General features: G+C 55.2%; 11 protein-coding genes. 6 read left to right on the top strand and 5 right to left on the bottom strand.

Annotation, left to right across the window (positions count from 1 at the left end; all coding sequences use genetic code 11):
- Positions 1-61: 61 nt before the first annotated feature.
- Positions 62-1465, bottom strand: coding sequence for a cytochrome P450 (locus tag MTX78_RS07010; RefSeq protein ID WP_243801164.1), 1404 nt, complete (start codon positions 1463-1465; stop codon positions 62-64).
- 202 nt (positions 1466-1667) lie between these two features.
- Between MTX78_RS07010 and MTX78_RS07005 the strand changes: the two genes are divergently transcribed.
- Positions 1668-1967, top strand: a complete 300-nt coding sequence (locus tag MTX78_RS07005; RefSeq protein ID WP_243801162.1) for a hypothetical protein — start codon at positions 1668-1670, stop codon at positions 1965-1967.
- A 158-nt stretch (positions 1968-2125) separates the two neighbouring features.
- On the opposite strand, the gene MTX78_RS07000 is transcribed toward MTX78_RS07005, so the two are convergent.
- Positions 2126-3106: a polyprenyl synthetase family protein gene (locus tag MTX78_RS07000; RefSeq protein WP_243801160.1), complete on the bottom strand. Its 981-nt coding sequence runs from the start codon at positions 3104-3106 to the stop codon at positions 2126-2128.
- A gap of 205 nt (positions 3107-3311) precedes the next feature.
- Between MTX78_RS07000 and MTX78_RS06995 the strand changes: the two genes are divergently transcribed.
- Entirely contained in the window at positions 3312-4184 is an 873-nt protein-coding gene (locus MTX78_RS06995; RefSeq protein WP_243801158.1) for an alpha/beta hydrolase family protein, read from the top strand.
- An 82-nt stretch (positions 4185-4266) separates the two neighbouring features.
- Positions 4267-4752, top strand: a complete 486-nt coding sequence (folK, locus tag MTX78_RS06990; RefSeq protein ID WP_243801155.1) for a 2-amino-4-hydroxy-6-hydroxymethyldihydropteridine diphosphokinase — start codon at positions 4267-4269, stop codon at positions 4750-4752.
- Positions 4753-4942: 190 nt separating this feature from the next.
- Here the strand turns inward: folK and MTX78_RS06985 are convergent, their stop codons facing one another.
- From MTX78_RS06985 to MTX78_RS06975, 3 genes are all read right to left on the bottom strand, one after another.
- Entirely contained in the window at positions 4943-6148 is a 1206-nt protein-coding gene (locus tag MTX78_RS06985) for a hypothetical protein (RefSeq protein ID WP_243801154.1), read from the bottom strand.
- Entirely contained in the window at positions 6145-7035 is an 891-nt protein-coding gene (gene fabD / locus MTX78_RS06980; RefSeq protein WP_243801153.1) for an ACP S-malonyltransferase, read from the bottom strand. The genes MTX78_RS06985 and fabD overlap by 4 nt, the downstream gene beginning before the upstream one ends.
- A 115-nt stretch (positions 7036-7150) precedes the next feature.
- Complete coding sequence (locus MTX78_RS06975) at positions 7151-10039, bottom strand: T9SS type B sorting domain-containing protein (protein ID WP_243801151.1); 2889 nt, start codon at positions 10037-10039, stop codon at positions 7151-7153.
- 255 nt (positions 10040-10294) lie between these two features.
- On the opposite strand from MTX78_RS06975, the gene MTX78_RS06970 reads away from it, so the two are divergent.
- From MTX78_RS06970 to MTX78_RS06960, 3 genes are all read left to right on the top strand, one after another.
- Positions 10295-10972 (top strand): succinate dehydrogenase cytochrome b subunit, encoded by a 678-nt coding sequence (locus MTX78_RS06970; protein WP_243801149.1) that lies wholly within the window; start codon positions 10295-10297, stop codon positions 10970-10972.
- A gap of 12 nt (positions 10973-10984) precedes the next feature.
- Positions 10985-12919 (top strand): fumarate reductase/succinate dehydrogenase flavoprotein subunit, encoded by a 1935-nt coding sequence (locus tag MTX78_RS06965; protein ID WP_243801147.1) that lies wholly within the window; start codon positions 10985-10987, stop codon positions 12917-12919.
- Positions 12920-13046: 127 nt separating this feature from the next.
- Positions 13047-13802 (top strand): succinate dehydrogenase/fumarate reductase iron-sulfur subunit, encoded by a 756-nt coding sequence (locus MTX78_RS06960; RefSeq protein ID WP_243801145.1) that lies wholly within the window; start codon positions 13047-13049, stop codon positions 13800-13802.
- Positions 13803-13874 lie beyond the last annotated feature (72 nt).

Raw genomic sequence — 13874 nt, 5'->3', positions numbered from 1 at the left:
CCAGTGCTCCTCAGGCAAGGAACACTGGCTTTGTAGCTGTAGCATAGTTAGCTACGTAAAACTAAAGCCGCCGAAACCGTAGGAGCAACTCTCCTTGTGGCCGTAGCGTCACGAGGGGCATGAGGACTGGCGGCGACTCTTGGGCGGGCTCAACACTGAAGTAGCGCAGCGTTTCGAGCAGCACTAGTTGAATCTCGGTGAGGGCAAAATGGCTACCGACGCACAAGCGTGGACCGCCTCCGAAGGGCAAGTAGCCGTAGGGTGGCGGTGCGGGAACGGCGCCGGGCGCAAACCGCTCGGGTCGGAATACTTCGGCATCGGGCCACAGGGCCGGATGGTGGTGTACGCCATAAAGGTAAAGTGAAAAAAGCGTGCCTTTCGGGATGCGCTGCCCCTGAAACTCGTCGTCTTCCAGTGCTACGCGGTCCAGAATCCAGGCCGGTGGGTACAGGCGGAGGGCTTCTTGCACCACTTGTAGCGAGTACGGTAGCTGCGGCAGGTCGTTGAACTCGGGCGTGCGGCCAGCTAGCACAGCTTCCATTTCAGCTCGCACCTTATCGGCTACAGCCGGGTTCTGGGCTAGCAGATAAAACAACCAGCTCAAGGCATTGGCAGACGTTTCGTGGCCGGCTACCAGCAGGATGTTTACCTCATCAAGGAGTTGTTCTTCTTGCATGGGCTCGCCCGTATCCTCGTAGCGCGTGTCGAGCAGCATTTGTAACAGATCGTCGGGAGCTTCGGCGGGGGTGGCGGGCGGGTGCTGGCGGCGCTGCCGGATGTAGCCCCGCACCAGCTCGCGCAGCTCCTGGCTAAGGAGGTCGTTGCGGCGGTAGGTGCCCCGCGCCCGAAACCACGGCCGCAGGTAGGGCTGCCGAATGGTGCGCACGTAGAACGCCTGAATCTCGGTCAGGATAGCGGCCAGCCGTTCTCCTTCCGCCTCGGAAAGGCTGGCGCTAAACGTGGCCCGCGCCACAATTCGGAATGCTACTCGAGTCATGGCTTCGTGGGTGTCTACTATGGCTGCGCCGTCAGTGGTGCGGGCCGTTAGTTCAGTGGTCCACTCGGCAGCGGCCGTTTGCATCAGGCGCGTTAGGCCGGCCAGCCGCTGCCGATGAAAGCCCGGCTGAATCAGGCGCCGCTGCCGCAACCAGTCGGCGCCTTCGTTGGTGAGCAGCCCCCGGCCGAGGTAGCGAATCAGACCATGCGTGAGGTCGGACTTTAGGTAGCGCCGGTGGTTTTTCTGCAGGATGTGTTGCACCAAGGCGGGGTCGCGCGTGACCATGCCGGGCCGGATACCACCGAGGTGTACCCCTACCGTGTCGCCGTATTCCGTCAGAATGTTGTTGAGCCGACCAATAGGGTCGCGGGTGAAGGCTACGGAGCCCAGTAGCGTCCGCCAGCGCGGCACCCACGGTACTGGCGCGACAATCGGTTTTGCGGCAAATTCGGGCAGAGAAGCAGGCATATAGAAACAGGCTGAAAGGGAAGTGGGAAGTAACAGCAAGTGTAGCAGCTAGCCTGCATACGACCAGCACGCCCCCGTATATATCTGCGTCCAACACAACACAAACGACCGAGTAGTGCGTACACACCCAACGGGCTGCTGCAACGAGGTGTTGCTAGTGTCCCGGTCTACTCTTCCTTTCCAAAACCAAATCATCGTCCTTATGTGGATTCAGCAGAAAAACACCCCCGCCCCCCTCGATGAGTTACAGGGCCGCACCGTGGGCTTGAAGTTCGAGTGCAACCACTGCCATACAGAAGTCTTCACCGACCTCTTAGGCGTACCCGCCCCCGACCACTTGGCCAACTCCACCGAAGACGACGGGCAGTTTGAAACAGAAGAAATTAAGTGCCCCGGCTGCGAAATGATCCACGAAATCACCGTAAAAAGCACCTTCGATGGTGTCACGTTCGAAGTATCGGAAGTGAAGCCTGAAAGCGTGGAATACCAGATAGCCCAGTAGCATACTGCGCTTTCTTGAGCACACGAAATTTGAAGCCGGCTCCACATAGATGTTAGCCAGCAAAACCAAAACGGCTTGCCTCATAGCAAGCCGTTTTGGTGTATAACAGTTGTTGACTTTCGAGGCAGTATTAGCAAAGCAACACCGTACTACAGCCCTTAATGGCTCCGCTCGATGGTATAATTGATCAGTTGTTCCAAAGAATCACGAGATGGCGAAGCCGGGAAGGTGCGCAGGATATTCAGAGCTTCGTTGCGGTATTTCTCCATCACACCAATGGCGTACTCCAGCCCGCCGGTCTTCTTCACAAACTCGATAACGGACTGCACCCGGTCTTTGCGGCCGTCGTTGTTTTTCACGTTGTAGATAACTCGGCGCTTGGTGAGCCAGTCGGTTTGCTGCAACGAGTAAATTAGGGGCAGCGTCATCTTCTTTTCTTTGATGTCGATACCCACTGGCTTGCCGATTTCGGCAGTACCGAAGTCAAACAAGTCGTCCTTGATTTGAAAGGCCATGCCTACTTTCTCGCCGAAGAGCCGGGCCCGCTCAATGGTTTCGGCGTCGGCACCGGCGGACGCCGCCCCAACGGCGCAGCAAGAGGCAATTAGGGAAGCCGTTTTCTGGCGAATGATGTCGAAGTATACGTCCTCGGTGATGTCGAGGCGGCGGGCTTTTTCGATTTGTAGCAGCTCGCCTTCGCTTAGTTCGCGCACGGCATTGCTTACAAGTTTGAGCAGCGCGTAATCGTCGTTCTCGAGGCTCAGCAGCAACCCTTTGCTTAGCAGATAGTCGCCTACGAGTACGGCAATCTTGTTTTTCCAGAGGGCGTTGATGGAAAAGAAGCCCCGCCGGTAATTACTTTCATCTACCACATCGTCGTGCACGAGCGTGGCCGTATGCAGCAGTTCGATGAGGGCCGCCCCGCGGTAGGTGGCTTCGGGCAGCGGGTCGCCGCCGCTGATTTTGGCCGTAAAAAACACGAACATGGGCCGTATCTGCTTGCCCTTGCGCTTCACGATGTAGCCCATGATTTTATCGAGGAGCAACACCTTGGTTTGCATGGACGCCCGGAATTTCTGTTCGAATTCCGCCATTTCGGTGGCAATAGGTGCCTGTATCTGGTCCAGCGTAACGTTCATGCAGCGGCTTTGAGCGCTGCAATGATACGGGGAAAGTGGTGAAATAGTGAGTGGCGAGATGGTAAGTAGTGCGATAGTGAACGGGTGAACGGGTGAGTTTGATGTTCAATTTGCGTCACTTGCGCAAACACGCGCTGCTGGAACGTTAAACTCATCAACTCACCAGTTCACTATTGCACTACTCACCACTACGTATCTTCGTCGCATGCCTGTAGCACCTATTCGCCTCGATTTTCACCTGTCCAGTACCCGCCACAGTCGGTCTTTCGCGGCTGATGCCCGCTACGTGCCCGATGGCCAACCCAAGCCCGTAGTGGTGTTTGTGCACGGCTTCAAGGGCTTCAAAGACTGGGGACACTTCAACTTACTGGCCGATTATTTTGCGCAGCAAGCCGTTGTCTTCGTGAAGCTCAACTTGTCGCACAACGGCTTGGTGGTAGGCGGCACCGGCGACTTAGAAGACCTGGAAGCTTTCGGGCAAAACAACTTCTCCTTGGAGCTCGACGATATCGGTACGTTGCTTGATTGCCTGGAACAACCAACTGCTACTGGCATTCCGGCCGCTGAAACCGACCTGACCCGCTTAGCCCTGATTGGGCATAGCCGCGGTGGGGGCTTGGTGCTGCTCAAAGCGGCTGAAGATCCGCGCATACAGGCAGTGGTTACGTGGGCTGCCGTCAACAACATCAACCCCAACTGGCCGCAGGAACTCATGCAGCAGTGGGAGCAGCAAGGTGTATATTACGTGGAGAACAGCCGCACCAAGCAGCAGCTTCCGCTCTACTATCAGATTGTAGAGGACTACCACGCCAACCGCCTCCGCCTCGACATTCCGCATATCGTACGGCGCAAGCTGCACCAACCGCTGCTAATACTCCACGGCGACCAAGATGAAACCGTGCCCGTACAGCGTGCCCATGAATTGAAGGACTGGAAACCCGACGCAGAACTGCTACTTCTCCCCGCCGTCACGCATAACTTCGGTGGGAGCCATCCGTGGCAGTCCAAGCACTTGCCAGCTGAGGCGCAGCAAGCTGCCGCGGCTACACTTGATTTTTTGCGCCGCACCTTGAAATAAGCAGTTCACCAACCAGATGCCGCTTGCTAGCTCGTACACCGGCGTTGCTGCCCAGCCCCCCCCTTCCAGAATCTAGTCTATTATGCCTGTTGCTTATCTCTTGCTCGGCTCTAACCTCGGCGACCGGGCCGTTCTTTTGCGCGAAGCGGTGCAGCAGCTAGCAGCTACCGCTGGCACCGTAGAGGCTGTATCGGGCACGTACGAGACGGCGGCCTGGGGGCTAAAGGATCAGCCTGCTTTTCTGAACCAGGCAGTGCGCGTGCATACCTCTCTCCTACCGGAAGCGTTGCTGGACGCCTGCTTGCAAACCGAGCAGTTAGCTGGCCGGCAACGACGTGTTCGGTGGGGCGCCCGCACCCTGGACGTGGATATTCTCTTGTACGATACCCTCGTGCTTGACACGCCTCGCCTTACCGTGCCCCACCCCCGCTTGCCAGAACGTCGTTTCGCTTTGGTACCACTAGCCGAAATTGCCGCTGATGTAGTGCATCCGAGTTTGGGCCGTACTTTGGCCGAGGTGCTGGCAACTTGCCCAGACGAGCTAGAAGTTAAGAGGATAAATCAATAAGAAACCTCCCGACTGAGGGTCAGCGAGTATACTGCATACTCCCGCTATTAAAACAAACTCGTTTATTGTCTCACCCCTATGTTTTGTATAACAGCACTAAATGATCTTACAAATTAGTGAATAGCAGGTGTGTTAACGCTTTATTCAGCTATTACCCTAAGATGACAGATACTCTAGCAACCGTAACCAATTAGTGAATCACATGCTGCACAGTAAGTACCGGTGTTTGCAGTTGGTGACAGAATACTGCATTATGCCACACCCGTACAGCGGAATAGATAAGTACTAGTGCTACTATTCCATACACTACTCGCGGCCTTTTTGCCAAACCACGGCGCAATGCCCCAAACAGGAGCAGCGCAACGGGCCCAAACAATACGGCAGCATACCGCTCACTATCATGAGGTCCAGCCGCTCCTCGGCTTAGTATATGGCTTAGCACGTGCCAGCCGATGTACACAGCAATTACTACGGACAGCATCCTACTAAACCGACCCAACTCAGTGGCTCCTGCAGTCAGCACCACTACCAGCAACGCGCCGCCTACCAAGTACAGCCACGACACAGCTCCTACCGGGAACGGTAACGGGAGCACCCACCGCAACAGCACAAAGCTAAAGTCACTGAGCGGCTGAATTCCCCAGGCAGCCTTGCTGTAGACAATGAGTGGATCGTCGAGGCCCGTGCGCTGCACGTGCAGTTGCCATACTACGCCGCCTGCTACACTTAACGCCAGATGCAATGGTAGCCACCAGCCGTATGCCCATAGCAACCGGCCGTATCCGGCTACCAACCCTATTGCTACTCCAGCCAGCAAAAACAAGCCCGCTGTACGCTGCAAAGGCAGCAACATACCAACCCCAGTAGCTGTGAACAACCACTTCAATCGGCTAGATATCAGGTACTGATACAGGGCAATTATGTATATCGAAAACAGCAGTAGAAATACTGTTTCCGACCACACAAACTTAGCAGTAACCAACCACGGAGTACTCAGCGCTAACACCCAAGGATACAGCCGCTTCCAGGTTGTTTCTGAACCCAGAACCTGTGCACCAAGCCAGGTCCAGCTTAGCCAGCTTCCTAACAGCCCCAGAGTGTGGAGCCACGCTACGGCCTGTGCTGGATACTGCGCTGCTCCAAACCAAGCAAGCAACACTGGGTAAAGCGGCCCCCAGAACACGTACGGTGTCCCCGTTGGGCTCACCAACTTGCCGGCTGCTTCCCAGCTACGAGCTGCCTCCAAGTAGTGCCACGAATCAGGCGTGGTAGCTGGGCCGGTGCCCCAAGCGTAAGTGTACAGGCTCAACAACACAATAGCCGCCAAGGCCATCTCGAGGCCCTGGCGGTCCAACCAAGCCGCTTTGCTTACCCACGCGAAGCGTCGGTTAGTCATGCAACCGAGGCCGAGCTAACTGTTATTTCGGGCGCAATCTTCTTCACCAAGCCTTGCAACACTTTGCCTGGACCACATTCCACAAACTCGGTAGCACCATCCTGCACCATACGCTGCACGCTTTGGGTCCAACGCACAGGAGCCGTAAGCTGGCGCACCAAGTTGGCGCGAATCTCCTCCGGGTCGGTGTGCGGCGCAGCGTCCACGTTCTGATACACCGGGCAGATGCCTACCGAGAAGGTGGTTTCAGCAATAGCAGCTGCCAAAGCGGCTTCTGCTGACTGCATGAGGGGCGAATGAAACGCGCCTCCTACGGGCAGCGGCAGGGCGCGCTTGGCACCAGCCGCTTTCAACTGCTCGCAGGCAAGCTCGATACCGCGCTGCGAACCTGATACCACCAGCTGACCGGGACAGTTGTAATTGGCCGCTACTACCACGTTGCCACCATCGGTTATTTCCTGGCAGATGCGGGCCGTGGTATCATCATCGAGGGCCAGGATAGCAGCCATGGTACCGGGTTGTTCTTGGCAGGCGGCCTGCATGGCTTGGGCCCGCTGAGCTACTAGCCGAAGGGCATCTTCGAAACGTAGCACCTTAGCGGCCACCAGCGCCGAAAACTCACCTAACGAATGACCAGCCACCATGTCGGGCGCCAGATCGGGCAACACCGCGGCCAGAGCTACAGAGTGCAGGAAGATAGCTGGCTGCGTTACGTCAGTGCGGCGCAGGTCGTCCTCAGTGCCTGTGAACATGATATCCGTGAGCGAAAACCCGAGAATATCGTTGGCTTGGTCCATCAAGGTTTTTGCGGCGGGATGATGCTCGTATAAGTCTCGGCCCATGCCGCTGAACTGGCTACCTTGGCCGGGAAAAACAACTGCTTTCATAAAGAGGAAGTCGGAGGAAAAAGAGGATGGGGTGGCAAGATAGCAGGAATAAAAAAGCCCGCTACCAATGGGTAGCGGGCTTCTTGAAGGTAAAACGCAACGCAGTCCTACTCTCTTAGCGCGTGATTTGCACCCAGCCTTTGTAAGTGCGTTTGGTTTGACTGACGTTGTTGAACTCCACCTCGGCCTGGTAGTAGTACATGCCTTCCACTACAGAAGATGCGCTGCCACCTTCAGCACGACTACCGCCAGTCCAGTTGATGAGCGGGTCGGAGCTGCTGTCGTAGATCTTGACGCCCCAGCGGTTGAAGGCCATGAAATGCGTCCGGCGAATAGGCGTGAACACCTTGGGTCGGAAGGTGTCGTTTTTGCCGTCGCCGTTGGGCGTGAAGATGTTAGGCAGCAAAAACAGCTGGCAATCTTCTTTGCACTCGCGGTTGCTACGCACACTGCGAATCCCGCTCGAATCCACAGCCTGCACCGCGTAGCATCCCACCTCCGACTGTAGGTTCCGATGCTGATACGACAGCTGCGTGCCCGGCACCGAGGTCAGGAAGCGCAAGGAATCTTCGCTGTTCGGCGAATAATAAATGTCGTACGAAACAATGCTGCGGCTGCAGTCAGTAGGATTGTTGCTCAGCGTCCAACTCAGATTGTTGGTGTACACGGGACCAGTGATGGGCGTTGCCGGCAAATCAAACAACCGACTAGCCAGACTATCACAGTTAGGCCGCTGCAAAGTCAGGACGGGAGCACACGGCACGTTGCGCAAGACAATGCACTGTTGCTGGCTCAGGTTAATTAGCTGGTCGGGCAGCCGCGGGGCGTTGTAGGTACCGTTGGTTTCCACATAGTAGCAATAGGTCTGCCCACGCACTAAGCGTTGCGTGGCTGTGCCTTCATCCCGGTATGTTCCGCCGGTTGCGGTGCTTGTAACGGTAGCAATTGCTACGAAAGGATCCTGCTGATTGGGTCCCTTGCGGTAGATGGTAGTAGGGCGCCGCGTATTGTCCCACGGCACAGCATAGGTCCAGCGCAGCGCAATAGCGTTTAGCGTCCCCGCAGTGGTTGCCGGAATTGCCGTGCCATCAACCCGCACGCTAGATGCCCGAACAGCGGTTTCGGTTACGGCATTGGCACTAAGGAATTCCACCTTATAGCTGTAAGAGCGGTTCTGCGTGTCCAGCGAAGGGTCGTTGTCCACGTACGTGGTGTCGTTGACGTTGTTGATAAGCGCTATCTGCGTGAAAGAAGCAGCCACGTCGGTCTGCCCAGTGGCCCGCAGCAAGCGATACTGCTGGGGGTTGGGGAAGGCAGGAGTGCTAGTAGGTTTGGTCCAGCGAACTGTGATGCGGCCACTACTAGTAGCCGTCTGATCCACGGTCACGTTGCGCATCACCAGCGGCCGACCAGGGAAGTCAACACAGGCCTCAGCCGAAGCCAAGCTTGCTCCACGGCCAGGCAATGGGAACTCCACATAAATTCGGTAGCAATACGTTTTGCCCCGCTCTAAGCCCTGGCCGCCACGGTCGTCCACAAACTGCACTAGGTCGTTGGTGCCGGCGTACGTGAGCGTCCCGATTTGGGTGTAGCCTGCGGAGGCAGGAATGCCCGTCACGCAGGGGCCGAAGTCTCCTCCATTTGAGCCCTCCCGGCGATAGATCAGAATGCGGGCTCCGGGTTTACGGCAGATATAGCTGTTCCAGGTTAGCCTTGCCGAGCGCACCGGCGCTCCCAGTGGCTCCACCCGTAGGTTTTGGGGGGCTGGCCCAATAACCGTAATGTTCCAGGTTTTGATGTCCGTTAAAGGCAACGAGTTAAGGCCCGTTGGCTGGTCTTCGGCGTTGAACACCACTTGAATGGGAGTAGCCCGAATGTCATTGCAATCCGGAGTCCAGCGGAAAGTGCCGGTTGCAGTAGGTGGCCCCGTTAGGTTCTGAATGAAGGTGGCCGGTGGGATAATTCCGCTGTTGGCATACAGCCGGATCCGGTTGGCATCGGGGTCGGTGGCCGTTACGTTTCCTACCACAGGCGTACCCGCTACTACGCACAAGTCAGGCGGGATAATCAGGTTGGGCAACCGGTTGGTGGTCGGGCGTACCGTCACCTGCATATCCCGGATTACCTCACTTATCTGGCGGTAGAAACCACCAGGAATCCGTCGAAACTCTTTTACCTTGAAAGCAAAATTGTACTCTCCTACTGTGCCAGGTGAATTCCAAGTGATATCACCCGTAATAGGGTCCATCACGAAAATAGACTGGCTTCCAGGCACGCCCACTGGTGGGCCACTGTAAGGCACCTGGGCGCCATTCAAGCTAGCTGGGGTCAGGTTGTTGGGAGCTACATAGCCGGGCACCGTGGCAGGTGAGGGCCGGCAACCCATTACTGCTGACGCGAGGCCCGCCTGTTGGCTGTAGAATAGTTCGTACGCGAGAGAATCGCCATCGGCGTCGTACGCCGCTGGGTTATGCCGGAAAACCTGAGCAACCGTTGCATTGTCGATGGCCGGTTTTGTGAGCACCGGCGAGCTGTTTTGCAATAAAGAAGGGTCAATAGTGACTGTAGTAGAGATATAAAAAGACTGATTCACGGAGTTTTCCATGTTCAGAATTCCCCGATTTCGGTTCTCGCCAATAAAGCTAACAACGTAAGGACTGGTACTAGCAGCGTTATACGTGTGCTCGAAGTCGTAAATGTAGCGCCGTATATCTGGCTGTACCAGCACGTTACTAGTTCGGTTCACTACCGCACAGCTACCATCTCCAAAGTAGATCTGCGCATTATTTTGATCGGGAACGGCATTGTTAACAGGGTCCCGGCAATAGAGGGTTAGCCGGAAGAAGATCCGGCGTGGGTTGTAGTTTGCCGTGGTATCAACTTTGGACTGAATGTCGCCAGCTCGAATGTGCGTGGCCTTTGCCTGGGATGCCAAGCTAAGGAGCCCTACCAGTAGCAGCAAAGGCCCGCGTCGAGCCAAACGAAAGAGTAACGTACGCAACATAGAGCGGGAGCTTGAGGAGAGAGGTGTGTTCAGAAGCAAGACCAGTCAATTAAACCTAGGAACAATCTAACAAAAATTAGACCCATAGGTTAGTAATAAGGAAAGAACGCCAGCTTTATCTAACGGAGCAGCGCGAAGATTGATTCATGAGTATCAACGAGTGAACCATGAAGTTTATTTGGATTGTTTCCTAGTGGGTTGGCATGTACCTTTGGCTGCTCTAAATGACCCCCACAAACTCCTTTAGCCGCTTCTATGAGTTGGATTAGCAACACTGTTTCCAGTAGCATTGGTCGCAAGATCGTCATGTCTGTTACTGGTCTTTTTCTTTGCTCTTTTTTGGTTATACACCTGATTGGCAACTTTCAGCTTTTCAGCGCTGACGGAGGCCTTGCTTTCAATGCTTACTCCCACTTCATGAGCACCAACCCCCTGATTCGGGTGGCGGAAATCATCTTGGTGGCAGGATTTGGCTTCCACATCTACGAGTCGATTATGCTTACCCGCCGCAACCAGGCGGCCCGCGGTGGTCAGAGCTACGTAGTTGACAACATAGGCCAGAACAGCGACTGGAAGTCGCGCAACATGGGCCTGCTTGGCTCCGTGATTTTGGTGTTCCTGATCGTGCACCTTTACAACTTTTACTACCGCTTCCACTACGAGCCTCTTCCCATGGACTCTGCCGGCAACAAGAACCTATACGGCGTGGTAATGAACTCTTTCCAGACGTGGTGGTATGTACTTCTCTACGTGTTGGCTCAAATAGCGCTGTGCTACCACCTTCTACACGGCTTTGCCAGCGGTTTTCAAACGCTTGGTTTAAACCACCGCAAGTACACGCCGGTTATTAAGCTGGTTGGCTATGCATTCTCCATCATCGTTTGTGCTGGATTCGCTGCTATGCCGCTGTACTTTTTCATCTTCAAATCCTAATCCGCCCAGCTGATGTTTCAGGACTCTAAAATTCCAGAAGGCCCTTTGGCCGAAAAATGGGAGAAGCACAAGTTCAACGTTAAGCTCGTTAACCCAGCCAACAAGCGTAAGTACGACATCATTGTGGTGGGTACGGGCCTTGCTGGCGGTGCAGCAGCAGCTTCACTGGCGGAATTAGGCTATAACGTAAAAGCCTTCACCTATCATGACTCCCCACGCCGTGCGCACTCTATTGCTGCGCAGGGAGGTATCAACGCCGCCAAAAACTACCAGAACGACGGGGACTCGATCTTCCGCCTATTCTATGATACGGTAAAAGGCGGTGACTATCGGGCCCGTGAAGCCAACGTGTACCGGCTAGCTCAGGTATCGGTGAATATCATCGACCAGTGCGTAGCGCAAGGAGTACCGTTTGCCCGCGAATACGGGGGACTGCTGGCCAACCGTTCGTTTGGGGGTGCTCAGGTAAGCCGTACGTTCTACGCCCGCGGCCAAACCGGACAGCAGTTGTTGCTAGGTGCCTACTCGGCCCTTTCGCGCCAGATTGCTTACGGCAAAGTGAAAATGTACACCCGCTCCGAGATGTTGGACCTGGTGACGGTAGACGGACAAGCACGTGGTATCATTACGCGCAACCTGATTACCGGCGAAATCGAGCAGCACGCAGCACACGCAGTGGTATTGGCAACTGGTGGTTACGGCAACGTATTCTACTTGAGCACCAACGCCAAATATTGCAATGCTACTGCGGCTTGGCGTGCGCACAAGAAAGGAGCATACTTCGCTAACCCTTGCTTCACGCAGATTCACCCTACTTGTATCCCCGTATCGGGCGACTACCAGTCGAAGCTGACGTTGATGTCGGAGTCGTTGCGTAACGATGGTCGGGTGTGGGTACCTAAGACGGTGGAAATAGCCGAGCGTTTGCGCAAAGGCGAAATAAAGGTCAGTGATATTTCCGAGGACGACCGGGACTACTTCTTGGAGCGCAAGTATCCAGCCTTCGGCAACTTAGTGCCCCGCGACGTAGCTTCTCGCAACGCCAAGCAAATGTGCGACGAAGGTCGTGGCGTTGGATCTTCGGGCCTAGCTGTATACTTGGACTTCGCCGATATCATCAAGCGGACCGGAGCCAACTCGGTAAGCCAGAAGTACGGTAACCTCTTCGCTATGTATGAGAAGATTACCGGCGAAGACCCCTACAAGCAGCCGATGCGCATCTATCCAGCGGTGCACTACACCATGGGCGGCTTGTGGGTTGACTACAACCTGCAAACTACCATCCCAGGCCTTTATGCCACTGGGGAGTGTAACTTCTCTGACCACGGTGCTAACCGCTTGGGAGCTTCGGCCCTCATGCAGGGTTTGGCCGATGGGTACTTCGTAATTCCTTACACTATTGGCGACCAGCTAGCCCAGACGCCTCCTACCCCCGTTACCACCGACCACCCAGCGTTTGCTGAGGCAGAAGGTGCCGTGCGGGAGCGTATCAACAAGCTGCTAAGCATCAATGGTACGCGTAGCCCTGGTGAGTTCCATAAGGCGTTAGGCCACATTATGTGGGAGTATTGCGGCATGGCGCGCAACGCCGAAGGCTTGCAGCACGCCAAGAAAGAGATTCAAAAGTTGCGTCGTGAATTTTGGAGCGACTTGAAACTTGTTGGCACCGACCAAGAGTTGAACCAGATGCTGGAAAGCGCAGGCCGGGTAGCAGATTTCATCGAGCTCGGAGAGTTGATGGTTGACGACGCTCTGCACCGCAACGAAAGCTGCGGTGGCCACTTCCGCGAGGAATATCAGACTCCGGAAGGTGAAGCCCTGCGCGACGATGAGAACTTTGCTTATGTAGCTGCTTGGCAGTATGCCGGCGAAGACAAGCCGGAAATCCTGAACAAGGAAGAGCTACAGTTCGAAAACGTGAAGCTCACGCAGCGCAGCTATAAGTAGTGACGGCTGAGGAGTTGGGTAACCGACCTTGGTGCCCAACTCTTCTCCTGCTCTAGGTCACTACACCATACTCATTACTCAATACCCTCGAAATACAATGGCCGGAAGTAACCCTAACGCCAAACCAATGAACCTCACGCTGAGAGTGTGGCGGCAGAAAAACCGCAACACAACCGGCAATATTGTGGATTATCAAGTGCGCGATATTTCTCCCGAAATGTCGTTCCTGGAAATGCTTGACGTGCTAAACGAGGATTTGCTACGTAAAGGCGATGAGCCAGTAGCATTCGACCACGACTGCCGCGAGGGTATTTGTGGTTCGTGTAACCTCTTTATCAATGGCCGGGCCCACGGCCCGGAAGCCGGCACTACCACGTGTCAGTTGCACATGCGCAAGTTCTCGGATGGTGACACCATCACCATCGAGCCCTGGCGTTCCAAGTCGTTCCCGATCAACAAAGACCTAAGCGTAGACCGCTCAGCCTTCGACCGAATCATTCAGGCTGGTGGCTATGTGAGCGTAAACACCGGTGGTGCTCCCGATGGCAACGAGATTCCAATTCCGAAAGAAATTGCGGACCGGGCCTTCGAGGCAGCTACTTGCATTGCCTGCGGCGCCTGCGTGGCCTCGTGCAAGAACTCGTCGGCTATGCTGTTTGTAAGTGCTAAGGTTAGCCAGCTTGCCTTGTTGCCACAAGGCCACGTTGAGCGCAAAACCCGCGTTGAGAACATGGTAGCACAGATGGACAAAGAAGGCTTTGGAGCGTGCAGCAACATCGGCTCGTGCGCAGCAGAATGCCCAGTTGGTATTTCGCTGGAAAACATTGCCATCCTGAACCGTGAGTTCCTGTCAGCTAAAGCTACTTCCAATAACCTAGTGTAGTTGGTACTAGTTATCTGTCCTAGGTAAACTTGAAAAGCGAAACGGCTAGCCGTTTCGCTTTTTTGTTTCACT

Source organism: Hymenobacter tibetensis (assembly GCF_022827545.1).
Lineage (GTDB): Bacteria > Bacteroidota > Bacteroidia > Cytophagales > Hymenobacteraceae > Hymenobacter > Hymenobacter tibetensis.
The sequence above is the reverse complement of the archived record's forward strand: the minus strand, read 5'-3'. Positions and strand labels throughout refer to the sequence as shown.